This is a genomic window from Streptomyces sp. NPDC004629 (assembly GCF_042873595.1).
Classification (GTDB): Bacteria; Actinomycetota; Actinomycetes; order Streptomycetales; family Streptomycetaceae; genus Streptomyces.
Window position 1 is genome coordinate 15,997 of record NZ_JBIALO010000051.1, and the last position, 19,401, is coordinate 35,397.

General features: G+C 71.4%; 18 protein-coding genes. 14 read left to right on the top strand and 4 right to left on the bottom strand.

The features are described 5' to 3' along the window. Nucleotides 1-16 precede the first annotated feature (16 nt). The 7 genes from ACFYTE_RS40105 (at nucleotide 17) to ACFYTE_RS40135 (ending at nucleotide 8,503) form a co-directional block, all read left to right on the top strand. Nucleotides 17-1,462, top strand: coding sequence for a hypothetical protein (locus ACFYTE_RS40105; RefSeq protein ID WP_388721853.1), 1,446 nt, complete (start codon nucleotides 17-19; stop codon nucleotides 1,460-1,462). Between the two features lie 50 nt (nucleotides 1,463-1,512). Then, a complete protein-coding gene (locus ACFYTE_RS40110) occupies nucleotides 1,513-2,781 on the top strand; it encodes an ABC transporter substrate-binding protein (RefSeq protein ID WP_388721855.1) in 1,269 nt (422 codons plus the stop codon). A gap of 3 nt (nucleotides 2,782-2,784) precedes the next feature. Beyond that, nucleotides 2,785-3,696: a carbohydrate ABC transporter permease gene (locus ACFYTE_RS40115; RefSeq protein WP_388721857.1), complete on the top strand. Its 912-nt coding sequence runs from the start codon at nucleotides 2,785-2,787 to the stop codon at nucleotides 3,694-3,696. Continuing rightward, the gene (locus tag ACFYTE_RS40120; RefSeq protein WP_388721858.1) at nucleotides 3,693-4,535 is read left to right on the top strand and encodes a carbohydrate ABC transporter permease; all 843 of its coding nucleotides are present in this window, start codon (nucleotides 3,693-3,695) and stop codon (nucleotides 4,533-4,535) included. The genes ACFYTE_RS40115 and ACFYTE_RS40120 overlap by 4 nt, the downstream gene beginning before the upstream one ends. Before the next feature lie 62 nt (nucleotides 4,536-4,597). After that, a complete protein-coding gene (locus ACFYTE_RS40125) occupies nucleotides 4,598-4,939 on the top strand; it encodes an L-rhamnose mutarotase (RefSeq protein ID WP_388721860.1) in 342 nt (113 codons plus the stop codon). A 28-nt stretch (nucleotides 4,940-4,967) separates the two neighbouring features. Then, nucleotides 4,968-5,759: an SDR family NAD(P)-dependent oxidoreductase gene (locus ACFYTE_RS40130; protein ID WP_388721862.1), complete on the top strand. Its 792-nt coding sequence runs from the start codon at nucleotides 4,968-4,970 to the stop codon at nucleotides 5,757-5,759. A 635-nt stretch (nucleotides 5,760-6,394) separates the two neighbouring features. Beyond that, nucleotides 6,395-8,503, top strand: a complete 2,109-nt coding sequence (locus ACFYTE_RS40135; RefSeq protein WP_388721864.1) for a right-handed parallel beta-helix repeat-containing protein — start codon at nucleotides 6,395-6,397, stop codon at nucleotides 8,501-8,503. Between the two features lie 76 nt (nucleotides 8,504-8,579). On the opposite strand, the gene ACFYTE_RS40140 is transcribed toward ACFYTE_RS40135, so the two are convergent. Beyond that, nucleotides 8,580-9,329 carry a FadR/GntR family transcriptional regulator gene (locus ACFYTE_RS40140; protein ID WP_388721866.1) on the bottom strand — a complete coding sequence of 250 codons (750 nt, stop codon included), beginning with the start codon at nucleotides 9,327-9,329 and terminating at the stop codon, nucleotides 8,580-8,582. Between the two features lie 178 nt (nucleotides 9,330-9,507). On the opposite strand from ACFYTE_RS40140, the gene ACFYTE_RS40145 reads away from it, so the two are divergent. Both ACFYTE_RS40145 and ACFYTE_RS40150 read left to right on the top strand, forming a co-directional pair. Beyond that, complete coding sequence (locus ACFYTE_RS40145; protein WP_388721868.1) at nucleotides 9,508-10,650, top strand: mandelate racemase/muconate lactonizing enzyme family protein; 1,143 nt, start codon at nucleotides 9,508-9,510, stop codon at nucleotides 10,648-10,650. A 45-nt stretch (nucleotides 10,651-10,695) separates the two neighbouring features. Further along, nucleotides 10,696-11,361, top strand: coding sequence for a ThuA domain-containing protein (locus tag ACFYTE_RS40150; protein WP_388721870.1), 666 nt, complete (start codon nucleotides 10,696-10,698; stop codon nucleotides 11,359-11,361). A 62-nt stretch (nucleotides 11,362-11,423) separates the two neighbouring features. Here ACFYTE_RS40150 and ACFYTE_RS40155 read toward each other — a convergent pair whose 3' ends face one another. Then, a complete protein-coding gene (locus ACFYTE_RS40155; protein WP_388721872.1) occupies nucleotides 11,424-12,464 on the bottom strand; it encodes a LacI family DNA-binding transcriptional regulator in 1,041 nt (346 codons plus the stop codon). A gap of 20 nt (nucleotides 12,465-12,484) precedes the next feature. Beyond that, complete coding sequence (locus tag ACFYTE_RS40160) at nucleotides 12,485-13,657, bottom strand: fumarylacetoacetate hydrolase family protein (protein WP_388721874.1); 1,173 nt, start codon at nucleotides 13,655-13,657, stop codon at nucleotides 12,485-12,487. A gap of 271 nt (nucleotides 13,658-13,928) precedes the next feature. Here ACFYTE_RS40160 and ACFYTE_RS40165 point away from each other — a divergent pair, with 271 nt between their 5' ends. The 5 genes from ACFYTE_RS40165 to ACFYTE_RS40185 are packed head-to-tail and all read left to right on the top strand — an operon-like array spanning nucleotide 13,929 to nucleotide 18,945. Further along, the gene (locus tag ACFYTE_RS40165; protein WP_388721876.1) at nucleotides 13,929-15,140 is read left to right on the top strand and encodes a CaiB/BaiF CoA transferase family protein; all 1,212 of its coding nucleotides are present in this window, start codon (nucleotides 13,929-13,931) and stop codon (nucleotides 15,138-15,140) included. Then, nucleotides 15,137-16,321, top strand: a complete 1,185-nt coding sequence (locus tag ACFYTE_RS40170) for an extracellular solute-binding protein (protein ID WP_388721878.1) — start codon at nucleotides 15,137-15,139, stop codon at nucleotides 16,319-16,321. Before ACFYTE_RS40165 ends, ACFYTE_RS40170 begins: the two co-directional genes overlap by 4 nt. Continuing rightward, nucleotides 16,318-17,124, top strand: coding sequence for an enoyl-CoA hydratase/isomerase family protein (locus ACFYTE_RS40175; RefSeq protein WP_388721880.1), 807 nt, complete (start codon nucleotides 16,318-16,320; stop codon nucleotides 17,122-17,124). Before ACFYTE_RS40170 ends, ACFYTE_RS40175 begins: the two co-directional genes overlap by 4 nt. A gap of 10 nt (nucleotides 17,125-17,134) precedes the next feature. Continuing rightward, nucleotides 17,135-17,881: an SDR family NAD(P)-dependent oxidoreductase gene (locus ACFYTE_RS40180; RefSeq protein WP_388721882.1), complete on the top strand. Its 747-nt coding sequence runs from the start codon at nucleotides 17,135-17,137 to the stop codon at nucleotides 17,879-17,881. Then, nucleotides 17,866-18,945: an aldose 1-epimerase family protein gene (locus tag ACFYTE_RS40185; RefSeq protein WP_388721884.1), complete on the top strand. Its 1,080-nt coding sequence runs from the start codon at nucleotides 17,866-17,868 to the stop codon at nucleotides 18,943-18,945. The genes ACFYTE_RS40180 and ACFYTE_RS40185 overlap by 16 nt, the downstream gene beginning before the upstream one ends. Before the next feature lie 41 nt (nucleotides 18,946-18,986). On the opposite strand, the gene ACFYTE_RS40190 is transcribed toward ACFYTE_RS40185, so the two are convergent. Beyond that, the coding region (locus ACFYTE_RS40190; protein WP_388721886.1) for a DUF1275 family protein at nucleotides 18,987-19,401 on the bottom strand (415 nt) is incomplete at its 5' end.

The window sequence follows — 19,401 nt, forward strand, 5'->3', positions numbered from 1 at the left end:
CTCCGGAAGGAACGCCATGGAACACCAGACCACCACTCCGGACACGGCCGCGCTGGCCGGCTGGCTGCACAGCTGGGTGACGGACGAAGGGGCGATCAACGGCTTCCACAACCACAGCGTGTGGGGCACCAACCCTGCCACCTTCCTGGACTTCACCAGTGGGCACACCACGTTCGCCGGTCCGGCCGTCGGCGCCTGGGCCCAGGCCCTGGCCGCGCGGCCGGACGAGCGGGGCGTCGCCCTGCTGCGCCGGCTGCTGCGCCACCAGTGCGCCGAGGTGCAGCCCGACGGGCAGTACCGGCACATCGGCTTCCAGGTCGGCGAGTCGGCGACCAGCGGCCTCATCCACAACGCCGTCGGCAGCCTCGGCATGCTGCTCGCCGTGCGCCACGCCGGTCACCTGCTGCCGGCCGAGGAGGTCGCCGCCGTACTGGCCGCCGTACGGCGCAACCTGGACGCCTGCGAGGTCTACGGCGGCGGGCGCCCGGGCGAGGACGGCACCTGCAACCAGGAGTACGCCCGGGTCTGGGTCAAGCAGCTCTACACGGAGCTGAGCGACGACAAGACCTACGCCGACGAGATCGCCGAGGATCTGGCGGAGTTGATCCGGCTCTTCCACCACCGTGGAGTGCCCGACGCGGAGAGCGCCGGCACGTTCCGCACCGTACGCGACCGCACCGAGGGCGGCATCCTGGAGCCCGCCGAGTACTACGGGCTCATGATCGTGCCCCTGGTGCTCGGGTACCGCGCCCAGGGCGATCCGGAACTGCTCGCCGAGGCACGGCGGTTGTGCCGGCATGTGACCCGTTCGGCGTGGACCGACGAGACGGGCGCCACCCGCTACCACCGCTACTGGTACGTCCAGGGCGAGCGCGCCCTGAAGACGGACACGCCGATGCTGATCGCCGGCATGGGGCTGACCCTGTACGGCATCCACGAGGTACTGACCGAGGGCCCGGACGCCGAGCTGGAGGCGTTCACGCGTGCCTGCCTCGCCACCTACGCCCGCTACCAGACACCGGCCGGCTACTTCGCCTCCGCGAGCGGCTGGCACAACGAGGCCGACATCGCGCCCAGCACCGCCTGGCACGCGCACGACCTGCTGTTCCTGATGGCCCGGTACGGCCCGGACGAGGACTTCTGGGACCGGGTGACCGCGCCGCGCCAACGGCAGTCGGTGCTGGTCAGCGATCGCGCGCACTGGGCCGAGTCCGGCGTCCACTGGTCCGTGCGCAGCCCGCTGACCGCGGGCGACCTGCACCTGTACGGCCGCAAGGACCGGGCCACCTTCGCCCGGGAGTTCTTCGCCTGGACGGACCGCGAGCCGCTGCCCGAGGAACTGCGCTACCCGGACGTCCCCGAGTTCTTCGTCGCCGACGACGGCATCTACCGCGTCGACCGCGGCGAGGCCCCCACCGACATCACGGCCGTCGGCCCCCTGCCCTACCGGGGGCGACTGTGACCACCGAACGACACCGCCGGCTTTCCCCACCGAGGAAAAGAGAGATGACAATGACGTCGACCAACAGAGGGAGCAAGGCGCGCGGTGCCGCGCTTGCCGCCGCGGTTCCGCTGCTTCTCGTCGCGGCCTGCTCGTCGGGCTCCGGCTCGGCGGGGGGCGAGGACGGCGAGATCCGGATGATGGTGAACCTCACCGACAACCTCAACCAGGCCTACTGGGAGAAGCTGGTCAAGCCGTTCGAGGACAAGACCGGCCTGAAGGTGAAGATAGAGGGCCCGACCGGCAAGTCCGTCGCCGAGTCCTTCCCGCAGCAACTGGCCGCAGGCACCGCGCCCGACGTCATCCAGTCGATCTTCCCCGATGACGACACGGCGCCCGAACTGATCGACCTCAGCGGCGAGGCCTGGGCCAAGGGCACGCCGATGTTCGACGAGTACGCCATGGGCGATGCGCACTACGCGGTCGGCGTCGGCACCCAGACCCAGTCGCTGGTCTACTACAACAAGAGCGCCTTCGAGAAGGCCGGGATCAGCAAGCCGCCGACCACGTGGGACGAGCTGACCAAGGACCTCGGCGACCTGAAGAAGGCCGGTTACACGCCGATGCAGACGGCCGGCGACTTCCAGACCGGTCTCCAGCTCCAGCAGATCTACCACCCCACGCTGAACCAGCTGCACCCGAAGTGGCAGACCGCGGTCTTTGACGAGAAGCTCTCGGTCGGTGACGCGTACAAGCCCGCGTTCCAGATGTACGCCGACTGGATCAAGGCCGGCTACATCGACAAGAGCGACGTGGGGCTCAGCCCCTCCCAGGCGGACGCCAACTTCACCGCGGGCAAGGTGGGCCTCTACACCAACGGCAGCTGGTTCGCGGCCACCCTGAACAAGGCCGGGGACCTGCCCTTCGAGGTGGGTGTGTTCTCCCCGCCGGCCGCGGACGGCCAGGCGTACCCGGGTCCGCAGGGCGCCACCATGGCCAACCCCTACATGATCCGCAAGGGCATCGGCGACGAGGACGGCGCCAAGCAGCTGGTGGAGTACCTGGTCACCGACGCCAAGGCCATCGAGGCGCAACTCGGCTCGGACGGAGTGTTCCGCAAGGGTTCCGAGCTGACGCAGTCGAAGGTCGACGCGCAGATCCAGGGCATCCTCGACGACGCCCCGGCATTGGTCGCCGTGGGCGAGGGCCAGGGCAACGTCCGGCTGCCCGTCACCGGCTTCAACCCGAAGTTCACCGAGGTCGCGCAGAGCCTCTACACCGGGGCGGGCCCGGCGGACGCCGCCAAGAGCATCGACCAGTGGGTCGACGAGAACCGCTGACCCATGGAACGGACATCAGTCTCGAAGCCGCGGGGATGGCGCGACCTGGGCGCCCGCGTCAGCATGGTCGTCCCCGCGGTGCTCATCTACGTCGCCCTGCTGGTCGTACCGGTGATCTACGCGATCTACTACAGCTTCACCGAGTACAACGGATTCCCCCATCGCGTCCCCGAGTTCGTCGGTCTGGACAACTACAGGACCATGTTCGAGTCCGACGACATCACAGGCACCATGGTGGTCACCGCCGTAGTGGCCGTGGTGGGCGCGGTCGCGGTCAACCTGGCCGCGCTCGGTCTTGCGCTGCTGCTGCAGCGCACCAACCGGTTCAACACCTTCGGCCGGGTGGTCATGTTCTACCCGCACGTGCTCAGCGCGCTGGTCGTGGGCTTCCTGTGGCAGGCCATCCTCGGCCCGCAGGGCGTGGTCAACACCATGCTGGAGAAGGTCGGCACCGACAGCCTGCCCTTCCTCAGCGATCCCGACTGGGCCCTGTGGTCGATGATCCTCGTCATCGTCTGGTCGCTCTTCGGCGTCCAGCTGACCCTCTACCTGGCGGGTCTGCAAGCGGTGCCGGCGGATCTGCTGGAGGCGGCGCGGATCGACGGCGCGAGCAGGTGGCAGACCTTCCGTGCCGTCACCTGGCCCTCCCTGGCGTCCACCGTGACGGTCGCGGTCATCACCTCGGGCATCTCGCTGCTGAAGACGTACGACGTGGTCGTGTCGCTGACCGGGGGCGGTCCGGCGGGATCCACCAAGACCCTCGCCTACTCGATCCTCGCAGTCTCCTTCCCGCAGCGGGACATCGGCGTCGCCTCGGCCCAGGCCGTGCTGCTGATCGTCGCCGCCGCGGTCCTGGCCATCACAGTCCTCGTCCTGCGCAGGCGCGCCGAGGACGACGCGGAGTCCATCGGATGAAGAAAACACTCACCTCGGCCGCCACCGTCCGGGTCGCGTTCATCTCCTTGGTGTCCCTCGGCATGCTCGTGCCGATGTACCTCCTGGTGGTCAACGCCTTCAAGAGCCAGCAGGAGATCCTCGCCAACCCGTTCTCGCCGAGCTTCGGCACGGCGACGTTCCAGTACCTCGCGGACGCCTGGAACAACCCGGACTTCAGCATCCTGAAGGGCTACGGCGTCACCATCGCGCTGGTGCTCTGCGTGAACGCCCTCGCCATGGCGGTGTGCGCGCCCGCGGCGTACGTGCTGGCCCGCACGCCGAAGCTGATCTCGCGGCTGCTGCTGTTCTTCTTCATCGCGGGCATGTTCATCCCCACCCAGGTCATCCTGGTGCCGGTCATCTTCGTGCTGCGTGCGATCGGTCTGATGGGGACGCTGCCGGGGCTCATTCTGTTCATGACGGCGACCACCATCCCGTTCACGCTGTTCGTGTTCTTCGGCTACATCCGGGTGCTGCCCAGGTCGCTGGACGAGGCCGCGGCCATCGACGGGGCCGGCAGGTACTACACGCTCTGGCGGATCACCCTGCCGTTGATGCGGCCGATCATCGCCACGGTCTTCATCCTCAACTCGCTCAGCGTCTGGAACGACTTCGCCAGCCCGCAGATGATCCTCGGTCCCGGCAGCGGCGTCTACACCGTCACCACGGGTGTGTACGCGGCCGTCGGTCAGTACTCCACGGACTACACCAAGGTGTTCCCGACCCTGCTGCTCGCGGTGATCCCGATCCTGGTGATCTTCATGGTGATGCAGCGGCACATCATGAGCGGGCTCGCGGCGGGGGCGGTCAAGGGCTAGTCCCGCCCGTGCCGGGCCCGCCGCACCGAGAAGTGACCCGTTTCGCGAAGGAGTGACCAGCCATGCCCGCACCCCGCACACCCCGCCGGATCGCGTCCGTGATCCGGCTGCGCCCCGAACACGCCGAGGAGTACCTGGAACTGCACCGTTCGGTGCCCCGGCCGGTGCTGGACACCCTCTCCCGCGCGCACGTCACCAACTACTCCATCTTCCTGCGCGACCACACCCTCTTCGCCTACTTCGAGTACACCGGCGACGACTACGAGGCCGACATGGCCGCCATCGCCGCCGACCCGCAGACCCAGCAGTGGTGGACGCTCACCGACCCCTGCCAGCAGCCCCTGGACTCGGCGCAGCCCGGGGAGCGGTGGGTGACCGGCGAGGAACTCTTCCACCTGGACTGACCACCACCCCATGCGAAGGAACACCGTCATGCCCAACACCCCCTCTCCCCCGTCCCCCGAACTCGACGGTCTCGCGGCCGTCGTCACGGGCGGCGCGTCGGGGATCGGGCTCGCCACCGCCAGGCTCCTGGCCCGCCGCGGCGCCCGGGTCGCCGTCCTCGACCTCGCCCCGGACGCCCTGCCGGCCACCGACCGCGGGACCCTGCTCCCCGTCCGGTGCGACGTCACCGACGACGCTTCGGTACGGGCCGGCGTCGCCCGGGCGGTGGACCTCCTGGGCGGCCTGGCCATCCTGGTGAACAACGCGGGCATCGGCGCCCAGGGGACGGTCGCGGACAACGACGACGCCGAGTGGCGGCATGTTCTGGACGTCAACGTGCTCGGCATCGTGCGGACCACCCGGGCCGCGCTGCCCCACCTGCGTGCCTCCCGTCACGCGGTGGTGGTCAACACCTGCTCGGTCGCGGCGACCGCGGGGCTGCCCCAGCGGGCGCTGTACAGCGCGAGCAAGGGCGCCGTGCAGTCCCTGACCCTCGCCATGGCCGCCGACCACATCCGTGAGGGCATACGGGTGAACTGCGTCAACCCCGGCACGGCGGACACCCCGTGGATAGACCGCCTGCTGTCGAGCGCCGACGACCCGGGGGCCGAGCGCACCGCGCTCAACGCCCGCCAGCCGACCGGGCGTCTGGTGAGCGCCGAGGAGGTCGCCGCGGCCATCGTCTACCTGGCGTCCCCGGCGGCGGCGTCCGTCACCGGCACGGCCCTCGCCGTCGACGGCGGCATGCAGGGTCTGCGGCTGCGCCCCGAGGGCAGCTGACCGAGGCACCGCGCACCAGCCCCGTCCGTGCATCGCACCCTCCCACGTCAGGCACATGAGAACCGACGAAAGGGCACCTCCATGCTGAGAACTCGGCGACGACCGTCGCGGACACTGATGGCCGCGGTCGCCCTGGCGCTGACGGCGGGCGTCGGCGGACCGGCGGCCGGGACCGCCGCCGCGGCCGGCCCCTGGACCGCTCCCGGGAAGCTGACGGTCTACGTCTCCGCCACCGACGGGGACGACGCCAACAGCGGCGGCAAAAAGGACCCGTTCCGGACCATCACGGCGGCCCGGGACGCACTGGCCGGCCACACGTCGGCCAAGGCCCGCGGCACGGTACTGATCCGGGGCGGCACCTACGTCCTCGAAGACACAGTCGAGCTGAAGGGCGCCGCGAACTCCTGGGTCACCTACGCGGCCTACCGGAACGAGAAGGTGACGATCACCGGCTCGCACGAGCTGCCCGCCGAGGGATGGAAGAAGCTCACCGACCTCTCCGCGGAGACCCTCGCCCAGCCGCAGTACTCCTCCCACACCCGTCTGAACACCCCCGGGCTGCGTGCGGGTGGGTCTACGACCTCGGCGCCCAGGGCATCGACCCGGGCACCCTGTACAAGAACGGCTTCAACTGGGTGCAGGACCCCTTCGCTCCCGAGCTGGTCGTCGGCGGTGACACCCAGGTCCTGGCCGAGTACCCCAACGGCAACTCCTGTGCCACGACGGAGACCGACTGTCACCTGTGGGGTACGGGCGACAAGTGGGACGCCGAGGGCCCCCGGGACCTCATGAACGTGGACCTCGGCGCCCGCTTCGGCCTCCAGGACGACTGGAATTCCTCCGGCACGACCCCGCGGGCCCAGTTCGAGGACAAGAAGCAGCAGCTTGAGGACCCGGAGCAGCGCGACACCTGGTCGCCCGAGGAGATGCGGCGTATGACACCGCAGATCTTCACGGCCGGGGGCCGTGCGCTGGCCGAGGACCGCTACAAGAGCTGGGCGCCCGAGGCGGTTCCGACGGTGGACGACCTCGGCACCCGCGGCTTCGGCGAGTACACCGACGTCCCGGTGCAGCTCGACCCGCGGTGGATCGAACACATCGACAACACCAAGGCCGAGACCGAGGGCTGGCTGTCGGGGTACTTCGGCAACAACTACGCCAACGACATGGTGCGGATCCTGTCGTGGAGCGGCGACCGGATCTACACCAAGTACCCGTCGATGTACATTCCGCAGGACGCATGGACCAAGGTCAAGGTTCTCAACGTCCTCTCGGAGATGGACACGGCCGGTGAGTACTACATCGACCGCTACGACGACAACGACGTCCTGTACTACCGGCCCGAGGGCGGGACGATCGAGGGCAAGGACACCACGCTCCAGACCTTCGACAAGAACTTCTTCCTGCTCGACGGGGTGCGGGGCGTGACCCTGCGGGGCCTGGCCATGACCGGGTCGCTGGTCAGCGGCGTGCAGCTCCTCGACGCCGTGGGAACGCTCATCGACGCGGTCGGCATCTCCAACGTGAGCATGGACGCGATCCGCATCGGGCGGACGACCGACACCATCACGAGCATGCCCGACTACGAGACCCTGCGGGGCGGCCACGACAACGTCGTGCAGAACTCCTACCTCCACGACCTCGGCGGCGGCGGGGTCCTGCTCGGCGGCGGCGACCGGGCCACGCTGGAACGGGGGAACAACGTCGCCCGTCACAACGAGATCGCGCGTTTCTCGAAGCTGGCCACCTACACGCCGGCCGGCTATCTGTACGGGGTCGGCAACTCCTTCGAGTACAACTACGTCCACGACGCACCGCACATGGCCGTGCAGATCATGGGCAACGACATGCGGGTCAACCACAACCACTTCTACGACGTGGTGAAGAACGCCGGGGACATGGGGGCGGTCTACGCGGGCCGGGACTTCACGTACCTGGGCAACGAGATCGCGTACAACCACTTCGAGAAGATCGGCGGTTCCAACGACGCGCTGTACATGGACGACGGCGCATCCGGTGTGCGCTTCCACCACAACGTGGTGAACGGCTCGAACTCCGGCGTCAACCTCAACTCCGGGCACAGCAACACCGCGAACGACAACGTGTTCATCGGGGTGAAGCACGTGGGCCACGGCGGCATCTACCACAAGAAGGGCGAGACACGGCTGCCGCTGGACAACAGCTGGGTGCTGCAGAGCAGGTTCAACGCGTTCCTCGACGTCCGTGAGGGCGAGAAATACAGCGCTACGCCCGAGACCGTGGCGGCCTGGCACGAGCACTACACGAGCGGGGAGGCGACGTACTCCGACGGAAGGCCGATCGCGTACCCGCAGGTCGAGCGGTGGTACGTGCCGAGGGTGACCGCGACGGGCCGGGACTGCACGGCGGCCGACTACTCGACGGCGGGCACGAACGGCTGCAGTCGGGCGACGGTCTGGGACGACGCCGACTCGCTCTACGTGCCGTCCGGTGTGGAGATCGACCACGCGGTGGTCGTCGGGGGTGGCTCGGGATTCGTGGAGACAACCGCGGCGTTCACGGAACCTGCGGCGCAGTACAACCTGTCGCGCTGGAGCGACAAGGTCAACACCCGGTCGGTGGAGGCCACTTCGGTGGCGGAGACGGGCCTGGACCTCGACACGCTGAAGTTCTCAGGCTCCGGTGCGGTGGCCGAGGAGTACGGGGCCGCGTGGGTCGCGCAGTGGAACCGGCATGTCAGCGCGGAGGGGATCGGCCGGCCGTGACCTGCTGAGCGCGGCCTGCCGCGCGGCCGAGGGGTCCGTCGGGCGACGGGCCCCTCGGCCGCCTCGTCGTGGCGCCCTACGCGTCCGGCACGTCGGCCGGACGGCGGCGGGCCCACGACGACGTGATGTGCTCGCGCATCGCCTCGGCGGCCGCGTCGCCGTCCCCCGCGAGCACCGCGGCCGCGACCCGGGCGTGCGCCTCGTGCGTAAGCTCGATGTCCTCGCGCGTCGGGTCCCCGCTGTACTGCGGCGAGCGCACGGCCTTGCCCTGGATGCTGGAGACGATGGCCCGTCCGAACGCGTCCTGGGAGGCGCGGTGGATGATCTCGTGGAACTCGATGTCCGCGCGCGAGTAGGCCTCGGGATCGTCGATCAGGCCCGCGAGTTCGTCGAGCTTGGCCGAGAGCGCCGCCTGCTGCTCCTCGTCCATGCGCCCGGCGGCACGGGCGGCCATCGCGCACTCCAGGGTGGTCCTGATCTCGATCAGGTTGTCCAGGTAGACCAGGCGGTCCTTGCGCTGGAACAGCGCGTCGAGGACCAGCGGGTCGAGCAGGCTCCACTGGTCCTGGCCCAGGACTACGGTCCCCCAGCCCTGACGGGTCGCCACCAGTCCCTTCTCGGCGAGCGTCGTCGTCGCCTCCCGGATCACGGTCCGGCTCACCTCGTACTCCTCGCAGAGGTCACCCGCCGACGGCAGCGCCGTGCCCGGCGGGTACTCACCGAGCACGATGGCCGTCGCGAGGCTCTGGACGACGGCCGCAGCGAGCGGCGGCCGGCGTCGTTGAGGGCGGGACACGGCGGTGGTGTCCGCGGATGGCTTGATCATCTGGTCAGAGACTCCCAATGTTCGTGCAGGTTCGCCCGGCCCCCGCTGTCCAATGAGCCAAGGTTAGCCGAAGGTGCTAAGGTCATCACTCGTATCACAAGTTATGACTTGGCCGTGGGACGCGCCGGCCGGGAGCGGGCGCCGCGCGGGCGCCGCGCGCAGACCAAGGAGAAGCGCGATGCGAATCACCGGATACCGGTCCCTTGCCACGGTCCACGAGTGGGGACGACCGGTGGGCGACGTGAACGGCGTCGTCGCCGCCGGCGTCACCGAGGTGCCGGTCCTGCTGCTGGAGACCGACGAGGGCCTCACCGGCGTGGGCCTCGGCGGCCACGCCGACGTGGAGCGGGTCTTCCCCGCGCTGGAGTGCCAGGACCCCCGCGCGGTCACCTCGCTCTACGACAGGATGCTCGCCCACGTCTTCAAGTCCGGGCACGGCGGGCACGTGTTCGGCACGATCGGCGCCCTCGACATGGCGCTGTGGGACCTCAAGGCGAAGATCGCCCAGGAGCCGCTGTGGCGGACGCTGGGCGCCGCCGACCGCTTCGTTCCGGGTTACGCCTCCGGCCTGGACTACGCGCTGACCGACGACGAACTCGTCGCGTTCCACGAGCGGTGGGCGCGGCGCGGATTCACGGGCGCCAAGGTCAAGGGCGGCCTCGACGTGGACCGGGACGTGCGGCGCCTGGCGGCGGTCCGCGACGTGTTCCGGGTCAACAGCGACCGCCCCGCGCTCATGTACGACGTCAACGAGTCCTGGGGACGGCACCAGGCGGTGCGCCTGGCCCGGCAGGTCGAGGAGCGGGTCGAACTCACCTGGATCGAGGAACCGGTCCGGCGCTGGGACGTGGCGGGACACCGCGCGGTCGCGACCGGCATCCGTGCCGCCGTCGCGACCGGGGAGAACCTGACGGGCCTCGAACACTTCCGGCCGCTGCTGGCCGCGGACGCGGTGGGGGTCGTGCAGACCGGCGCCGTGTGGGGCATCACCCACTTCCTGCGCGTCTCCACGCTGGCCTTCGGGCACGGCGTGCCGGTGAGTCCCGTCGGGTACAACGCCAACCCGGTCGCGCACGCGGCGGCCGCCGTGCCCAACCACCTGGTGACCGAGGTGCAGGACCTGTCCTTCCCGGTCGGGCTGCGGGTGGACCAGGAGATCGCCGACGGCGGGATCGTCCTCGGCGACGCCCCGGGCCTGGGTATCGAGGTCGATGAGGAGCGGATCGTCGCGCGGGCCGCGTCGGGCGGGTGGTCCCTCCCGTCCGGACCGCACGTCCGTCCGGCCGACGCCGGTCTCAGACTCGCACCGCAGGCGCGATGAGGACGCGTTGAGGACCGCATTGAGGACGTGCGGAGGGAGCAGGACATGAGGACGCGAAAGGCCCTGGTGGTCCGCGGCGGGTGGGAGGGCCACGACCCGGTCGGCTGCACCGAGGCGGTGTTGCCCGCACTGGAGCGCGCGGGGTTCGAGGTCGAGGTCGCCGAGGACCTGTCGGTGTACGAGGACCCGGGACTGCTCGCCGCCACCGATCTCGTCGTGCACTCGTGGTCGGCGGGCGGGCTGACGGCGGCCCAGGAGGCGACCCTGGTCGACGCGGTCGAGGCCGGCACCGGCTTCGCCGGCTGGCACGGGGGCGTGGTCGCCACGAACGTCGCCAACCCCCGCTATCTGCGGATGGTCGGGGGCCGCTTCCTGTGGCACCCGGACGGCTTCCAGGAGTTCACCGTGCGGATCGCCGCCACGCCGGACCGGGACGGCGAGATCACCGAGGGCATCACGGACTACGACGTCGAGACCGAGCACTACTGGGTGCTCACGGACTCCCTCAACACCGTCCTGGCCACGTCCGTGCTCACCCCGGGCGCGGCCGACCCGTGGGACGGCCCCGTCGAGTTCCCCGTGGTGTGGACGCGACGCTGGGGAGCGGGGCGGGTCTTCGTCTGCACCCTCGGACACCGCGTCGCGGACCTCCGGGTGCCGCAGACGGCGGCGATCGTCGGCCGCGGGCTGGTGTGGGCGGCGCGCGCGTGACGCCCGGGGGTGTCCGGGCCGTCCGGCGCTCTCGCCCAAGCCGCCCCGGTACGCCCCGCGTGTCAGGTGCTCTCGCGCGCGACGACCCGGTACCCGACGTCCCGGTGCGGGACGTCGACCGGGGCACCGCGCATCCGCGTGAGCAGCAGTTCGGCGCTCAACTCCCCGATCCGCGCGCTGGGTACGGCCACCGTGGTCAGCGCCGGGACCAGGTGCCGGGCGAGTTCGAAGTCGCCGAAGCCGGCCAGGGCGAGCGTGCCCGGCACGTCGATGCCGCGCCGTACGCAGGCCTGGAGGGCGCCGGCGGCGAAGACGTCGCTGGAGAACATCACGGCGTCGGAGTCCGGGTGGCGCTCCAGCGCCAGGTCCAGCAGGGCGACACCGGTGTCCATGGTGACCGGCTCGTCACCGGCGTCCACGGTGCGCGGTTCGCTGCCCAGCAGGTCGCGGACGGCGCCGGTGTAGCCGTCGAGGCGTTCCGCGGCCCGGGGGTCGCCCGAGGTGTGCCGGCCGGCGAAGGTGATCCGCCGCCGGCCGCGCTCGACGAGGTGGCCCACCATCGCCGCTGCCGCCGCCGCGTTGGAGAATCCGACCAGCAGGTCCACCGGGTCCTCGGACCAGCCCCAGGTCTCCACCACCGGCACCCCGGCCGCCCCGAGCAACATCAGCGTGCCCGGGGTGTGGCGGGTCCCCACCATGAGCAGTCCGTCCGGCCGCCGGCCCAGGAAGCTGCGCAGCACCTCCTCCTCGTGCTCGGGCCGGTAGTCGGTGGTGCCGACGAAGATCTGGTAGCCGTGGGCCGCCAGTGCCGTGGAGAAGGCGTGCACGGTGTCGGCGAAGACCGACGCGTTGATCTGCGGCACCAGGGCGGCGACGGTGCGGCTGCGGTTCGACGCCAGGTTGCTGGCGGCCAGGTTCGGCACGTAGCCGGTGGCCGTGAGGGCCGCCTGGACCCGCGCGCGTGTCTCGTCGGACACCGACAGGGGGTCGCGGACGACCCGGGAGACCGTCTGGGCCGACACCCCGGCGGCCGCCGCGACGTCGGACAGGGTCACCGAACGGGTCGCGGATCGTTTGCGGGGACGGGGGGGCGGCTGGGTCACGCCGGAAACGATATCGGGCGTCACAGCGCTCCCCGCGCCACCAGCGCCCGCATCAGATCCGCGATGCCGAACGTCCACGGCACGCACGCGTCGCTCGGCCGGATCCGGTTGACGAGCGTGCCGAGCTTCGGCGTGGCGATGGCGACCAGGTCGCCGTCGTGATGCGTGAACCCCTGTCCGGGCGCGTCGCGGTCCTCCACGGGCGCGAACATCGTGCCGAGGTAGAGCACGGCGCCGTCGGGGTACTGGTGGTGCGGGCCCAGCAACTGCGCCACGAGGTCCAGGGGGTCGCGGCTGATGGCGGCCATCGAGGACTCGGCGTCCAGCCGGTACCCGTCGGCGCCCTCGACGGTCAGGGTCACCGTGGCCCGCCGTACGTCGTCGATGCGGAAGCCCGGCTCGAACAGTCGCAGGAACGGGCCGAGGGCGGCCGAGGCGTTGTTGTCCTTGGCCTGGGGCAGCAGCAGCGCGGAACGGCCCTCCACGTCACGGAGGTTGACGTCGTTGCCGAGTGTCGCGCCGACCACGGCCCCGGTGGAGGAGACGGCCAGCACCACCTCCGGCTCCGGGTTGTTCCAGCGCGAGCCGGCGTGCACCCCGGCGTCGGCGCCGCTGCCCACGGCGGCCAGCACGGGTGCCTTGGTGAAGATCTCGGCGTCGGGGCCGATGCCGACCTCCAGGTACTGGCTCCACGCCCCCTGCGCGACCAGGATCTCCTTGAGCGCGGCGGCCTCGTGCGAGCCGGGCCGCAGGGAAGCGATGTCGTCGCCGACGAGCCGGCGGATCCGTTCCCGGGCCTCGGCGGCACCGGCGGCGTCACCGCGGACGCGTTCCTCGATCACCCGCTCCAGCATCGAGACCACGAAGGTGACTCCGGCGGCCTTCACGGCCTGCAGGTCCACCGGCGCGAGCAGCCACGGCCGGCGCGGGTCCCGGCCGTCGACGGGTGTGTTGGCCAGTACCTCGTCGAGTCCGGCGATCCGCTCGCCGCGGGCGGCACGCAGGCGTGCGGCGGGGTCCGGCGTCTCGCACAGGTCGCGCACGGTCGGGAAGGCCGCGGTGACGTCGTGCAGGCCGTCCTCGCGGACCGCCACGACGGACGGCCCGAGCCCGGGACGCCAGACCCGGCCCACGAGCGCGCCCGCGGTGCCGTCGGCGGGCAGGGTGGTCTCGGCGTCCGGCCACTGGTTCATCGGGTTCCTTTCGTGGCTGCCCCGGCCTCCTCCAGGAGGGAGCGATGCGGTCCGGGCAGGGGCGTTGACACTGCGAGCGACGCCCGCTTAGCGTGCATGTTAGCGCTACCGATAGCGCTAACAACAGGGTCTGGGGCGGTGATCGCCGCGCACACGGACGCGGCGGCGTCGCACGACGGCCCGCGCTTCCTCTCCTCCGGTCCCCTCCCGCCTCGACCGGCGCCCCCGCCCGCGCCGGTGCCGCCCGCCGCCTGACAACTTACGGAGCCCCATGACCTCGCGCGACAAACCCGGCGTCCTGGCCGGGTACCGGGTCCTCGACTGTTCCATCGCCATGGCCGGCCCGTTCGCCGCCCAGCGCCTCGGCGACCTCGGCGCCGACGTCGTCAAGGTCGAACCGGTCACCGGGGAGTGGCAGCGCCACGCCGCGGCCGGCGGGGCGGCGGGCAACCGGATCAACGTCTCCTTCCTCTCCATGAACCGCAACAAGCGATCCCTCGCCGTCGACCTCAAGGACCCGGCGGGCAAGGAGGTCCTGCGCCGCCTCGTCGCGGGCGCCGACGTCTTCCTCCAGAACTACCGGCCCGGCGTCGCCGACCGGCTCGGCGTCGACTACGCCGCCCTGGCCGCGATCAACCCCTCCCTCGTCTACGTCTCCATCTCCGGGTACGGCGAGGACGGCCCCTACGCCCAGCGCCCGGGCCAGGACCTGCTGCTCCAGGCGATGTCGGGGGCCATGCTGTCCAGCGGCCGCTCGGGCGAGGCACCGCGGGCGGCGGGCCAGTACCTCGTCGACGCCGTCACCGCCTCCACCGCGTTCGAGGGTGTGCTCGCCGCGCTGCTGCACCGCGAACGCACCGGCGAGGGCCAGCTGGTGACGGTGAACATGCTCGACGCCGTCACCACCCTCCAGATGCAGGAACTCTCGGTCCACACCGTCGGCGGGCTGCCCCAGACCCGCTCCGCCGAGCCGCACGCCCACGTCTACATCCGCTCGCCCTACGGCGCCTTCCAGACCTCCGACGGCTATCTCGTCCTCGCCTTCCCCCCGTTGAAGAAGCTCGGCGAGATCCTCGGCGAGGACACCTTCCGGTCCATGGAGGACGAGGAGCACGGCTGGACACACCGGGACGAGATCTTCGCCCGAACCGCCGCCCGGCTGCTGACCCGGCCCTCGCGGCACTGGCTCGACGCCTTCGCCGCCGCCGGCATCTGGGCGGGCCCCGTCTACGGCTACGCCGACCTCGTCCAGGACCCGCAGATCCGCCACAACGGCACCTTCGTCACCTACGACCATCCCACCGAGGGCCGCGTGACCGTGCCCGGCTTCCCCTACAAGTTCTCCGCCACCCCGCCCCGCATCGACCGCGGCGCCCCGCTCGTCGGGGAGCACACCCGCGAGGTACTGACCGAAGCGGGCCTCGGACAAGGGGAGATCGAGGAACTGTTCGCCACCGGCGCTGTGGCGGAGACGACCTCATGACGCAGCCCCGACCGACGCACACCGGACCCGCGTACACCGGACCTGCGTACACCGGACCTGCGTACACCGGACCTGCGTACACCGGACCTGCGTACACCGGACTGACGTGGGACCACCCCCGCGGGTACGACGCCCTCGCCGCATCCGCGGGTGGCCTCGTCCACTGGGACGTACAGCCGCTGGAGGGCTTCGAGTCCCACCCGATCGACGAGTTGTGCGCCCGCTACGACCTCGTCGTCCTCGACCACCCCCACCTCGGCGAGGCTCTGAACACCGGGTGCCTGCGGCCGCTCGACGACCTGTTCACCCCGGAGGAACTGGCCCGCTGGGGCGCCGACTCCATCGGCCCCACCATGCGGTCGTACGCCATGGACGGCCGTCAGTGGGCGCTGCCGCTGGACGCCGCCACCCAGGTCGCGGCCACCCGGACCGACCTCGTCGGCGCGGCGCCCCGCAGCTGGGACGAGGTCCGCGGCCTGGCCCGCCGGGCCCCCGTGGCCCTGTCCCTCGCCGGGCCGCACGCCTTCCTCACCTTCGCCTCCGTCGCGGTCGCCATGGGAGAGGAGCCGGCCACCGACCCCGACGAACTGATCGGCGACGACACGGGGCTCGCGGTCCTCGACCTGATGGCCGCCCTCGACGCCCTCGCCCCACCCGAAACCCGCACACTCAACCCGATCGGGCTGCTGGAACTCATGGCCGCCACGGACCGGCTGGCACACTGCCCGCTGGTGTACGGCTACGTCACCTACGCCGACCGCCTGACCTTCACCGACGCCCCCAGCGTGACGGCGGGCGGGCGCCCGGGCTCCACGCTCGGCGGCACGGGAATCGCGCTCAGCGCCCGCTGCACGCCGTCCCCCGAACTCCTCGCCCATGTGCGGTGGCTGATGTCCCCCGAGGCACAGGGCAACTTCCTGCCCCGGCACAGCGGACAGCCAAGCGCCCGCACCGCCTGGACCTCCCCCGACACCGTCGCCGCCGACTTCTACCGACGCACCGCCGCCACCTGCGAGCAGGCCTGGGTGCGCCCCCGGCATGCCGGCTACATCGGCTTCCAGACCGCCGCGTCGGCCGCCGTGCGCGCCGCGCTCGCCGGCGAGACCGATCACCGTGAAGCACTCGCCCGGATGCGCACCCTGTACCGGACGAGCCGGACACCGAAGGAACGACCGTCATGACCGACACCGGCCCCCTCAAGCCGCCCGAACTCGGCACCGAGCACGTCCTGCTGGACGTCTCGGACCGCGTCGCCACCCTGACCCTGAACCGGCCCGCCAAACTCAACGCCGTCACCCCCGAGATGTCCCGTGCGTTGGTGCGGGCGATCGAGTGGTGCGACACGACGGACGACGTCCGGGCCGTGGTCGTCACCGGCGCCGGAGAACGCTCCTTCAGCGTCGGCTCGGACATTGCCGCACTCGACCAGTACGCCACCCCGTGGGACTTCCGCAACCGCGTCGACTACTGCGACGCCATCCGCACCGCCCGCACTCCCACCGTCGCCGCGGTCGGCGGCTACGCACTGGGCGGAGGACTGGAGACCGCGCTGTCCTGCGACATCCGGCTCGCCGCGGACACGGCGTCCTTCGGTGCGCCGGAGATCACGCTCGGCTGGATCGGAGGCGGTGGCATGGCCGCCTTCCTCAGCCGCGCGGCCGGGCCGGGCAACGCGGCGCTGATGCTGCTCACCGGCGAACGCATCGACGCGAAAAGGGCATGGGACTGGCACCTGGTGAGCGAGGTCGTGCCCCACGCCGGGCTGCTCGACCGGGCCCGCGCCCTCGCCGCCGTGATCGCCTCCCGCGCCCCCGTGGCGGCCGAGACCGCGAAGATCAACCTGCGCGCCGCCGGGAACCTGCCCGAGGACCAGGCGCTCGCCTACGAGCGCGACCTGCAGACCATCTGCTTCGCCACCGAGGACGCCGCGGAGGGCCGCCGCGCGTTCGCCGAGAAGCGCAGCCCCGTCTTCCGCAAGCGCTGAGAGGAACGTCATGAAGCAACCCCGAGCCGCACTCGTGACCGGTGCCGGCGGCGCCCTCGGCCGGGCCACCGCCGTCCGGCTGGCCGCCGACGGACACGACGTCACCGTACTCGACCGCGACACCGAGTCCCTGGAGAGCACCGCCGCGCTGGTGGAGAAGGCCGGCGCGCGCGTGCTCGCGCTCACCACCGACCTGCGCGACACGCAGGCGATCGAGGAGGCCGTCGGACGGACCGTGACCGAACTGGGCGCGCTGCGCGTGCTGGTCAACAACGCGGCCGTGTACCCGAGCCGGGCCTTCCTCGACGTACCGCTCGCCGAGTACGAGGAGGTCGTGGCGATCAACCAGCGTGCGTACTGGGTCGCCGCCCAGGCCGCCGCGCGGCACATGACGGACGGGGGCGGCGGGGCGATCGTCAACGTCGCGTCGATCACCCTGCACGGCGGCTGGGACTCACTGGCCGCCTACATCTCCACCAAGGGTGCCGCCGTCGCCCTGACCCGCGCCCTCGCCCGGGAACTGGGTCCCGCCGAGATCCGCGTCAACTGCGTCTCCCCCGGAGCCTTTCCGACCGCGGCCGAGGACATCCACGAGGACCCCGAGGCCTACCGGCAGCACGTGCTCGACCACCAGGCCCTGAAGCGGCGCGGGCGGCCGGAGGAACTTGCCTCGGTGGTGTCCTTCCTCACCGGCCCCGACGCCTCGTTCGTCACGGGTCAGTGCGTCGAGGTCAACGGAGGGTGGGTGATGGCGTGAAGCTGTACGGCCGTTCCCACGACCGGCAGTCCCTCGCCCGGCGCGCGGGCGACCTGAGCGCGGCGGGCGGGGTGCGGTCCGTCGTCCTGGACAACGGCTCCGAACGGGGCATCCGCACGCTGGAGTTCCGGACCGGTGCCGGACTGTCGTTCGACGTGCTCGTGGACCGGGCGATGGACCTCGGCGGGGCCGAGTTCGAGGGCCGGGGCTTCGGCTGGCGCTCGGCGACGGGCTTCAGGCACCCCGGACTGCACGAGTACCGCGACGACGACGGCCTGTCCATGATGCGCAGCTTCTCGGGGCTGCTGCTCACCGCGGGCCTGGACCACACGCTCTTCGGCGCCGAGGTGGACGCCTCGCAGTACCGCTATCCGCCGCGGCGCACGGCCGTGCACGCCCTCCACGGGCGGGTCGCCAACCTGCCGGCCCGGCTCACCGGGTACGGCGAGCGGTGGCAGGACGACGGCCGCTGCGTGCTCTGGGCGGAGGGCGAGGTGCGCCAGGCCGCGATCTTCGGGGAGCACCTGCGGCTCACCCGCCGCATCGAGGCCGACCTCGGCGGCAGCGAGATCCGCCTGATCGACCGGGTGCGCAACGCCGGCTTCGACCCGACGCCGCACATGTACCTGTACCACGTCAACGTCGGCTGGCCCTTCCTGGACGAGGGCGCGCGCTACGAGTTGCCGCCGCACCGCACCCTGTGGCGCAGCGACAGCGTCGCCGAGCAGGGCGTGTCCCACACCGAGATGCCCGCCCCGCTGCCGGGCTTCGTCGAGCAGGTCTACGAGCACGAACTGGAGCCCGACACGGCGGGCCTGGTCCGGCCCCGCCTGGTCAACGAACACCTCGGCGTCTACTTCGAGTTGGAGTTCGACACAGCCCAGTTCCCGTCCTTCTTCCAGTGGCTGCACCTGCGCGAAGGCGCCTACGCGGTGGGCTTCGAACCGTCCACGCACCATGTGCAGGGCGAGGCCGCGGCCCGGGAGGACGGGTCCATGACGTTCCTGTCCCCCGGTGAGGAGCGGGAGTACACGACCACGTTCCGGGTGGGCCACCTGGACTGACCACCGCATCCGCGGCTCGGGCGGACACGGGGCACGGCGCGTCACGGCTTGTGCCGGGCCCCCTTATGCGCGTGCACGGTCGGCCACGCCGCCGTCACCAGCAGCGCGGGGAGCAGCGGGGCGGCGCCGGGCCGCAGGCGCTCTGGCAGCGTGGCGGCGGCCGCGCCGAGAATCAGCAGCGTCATCGTGACCAGGACGCGCCACGGGACCCGTCGGACCGTCACCGCGTCGGTGACGGCCCCGGTCAGCAGACCCGTCGGGTACGCGGTCGGCGCCTGCGCGTCCATCGTCACGCGGACACCGGCGTTCTGGCAGCCCATCGCGGCCGCCACCGTGCCCAGCATCGCCGTGCGCGCCCAGCCGCGGCCCTTGACCGGGGTGAGACCGCCGTGCCGGCCTGCGTGCGGTGCGTGATCATCGGTGGCGAGACCGCGCGGCCCGACGCGGTGCGCCGCT

Coding starts and splice junctions, on each gene's coding strand:
- ACFYTE_RS40130 (WP_388721862.1), top strand. CDS start 4,968: ATGCCCAACACCCCCTCTCCCCCGTCCCCCGAACTCGACGGTCTCGCG.
- ACFYTE_RS40150 (WP_388721870.1), top strand. CDS start 10,696: ATGAGGACGCGAAAGGCCCTGGTGGTCCGCGGCGGGTGGGAGGGCCAC.
- ACFYTE_RS40105 (WP_388721853.1), top strand. CDS start 17: ATGGAACACCAGACCACCACTCCGGACACGGCCGCGCTGGCCGGCTGG.
- ACFYTE_RS40160 (WP_388721874.1), bottom strand. CDS start 13,657: ATGAACCAGTGGCCGGACGCCGAGACCACCCTGCCCGCCGACGGCACC.
- ACFYTE_RS40170 (WP_388721878.1), top strand. CDS start 15,137: ATGACGCAGCCCCGACCGACGCACACCGGACCCGCGTACACCGGACCT.
- ACFYTE_RS40145 (WP_388721868.1), top strand. CDS start 9,508: ATGCGAATCACCGGATACCGGTCCCTTGCCACGGTCCACGAGTGGGGA.
- ACFYTE_RS40125 (WP_388721860.1), top strand. CDS start 4,598: ATGCCCGCACCCCGCACACCCCGCCGGATCGCGTCCGTGATCCGGCTG.
- ACFYTE_RS40115 (WP_388721857.1), top strand. CDS start 2,785: ATGGAACGGACATCAGTCTCGAAGCCGCGGGGATGGCGCGACCTGGGC.
- ACFYTE_RS40175 (WP_388721880.1), top strand. CDS start 16,318: ATGACCGACACCGGCCCCCTCAAGCCGCCCGAACTCGGCACCGAGCAC.
- ACFYTE_RS40180 (WP_388721882.1), top strand. CDS start 17,135: ATGAAGCAACCCCGAGCCGCACTCGTGACCGGTGCCGGCGGCGCCCTC.
- ACFYTE_RS40110 (WP_388721855.1), top strand. CDS start 1,513: ATGACGTCGACCAACAGAGGGAGCAAGGCGCGCGGTGCCGCGCTTGCC.
- ACFYTE_RS40165 (WP_388721876.1), top strand. CDS start 13,929: ATGACCTCGCGCGACAAACCCGGCGTCCTGGCCGGGTACCGGGTCCTC.
- ACFYTE_RS40140 (WP_388721866.1), bottom strand. CDS start 9,329: ATGATCAAGCCATCCGCGGACACCACCGCCGTGTCCCGCCCTCAACGA.
- ACFYTE_RS40120 (WP_388721858.1), top strand. CDS start 3,693: ATGAAGAAAACACTCACCTCGGCCGCCACCGTCCGGGTCGCGTTCATC.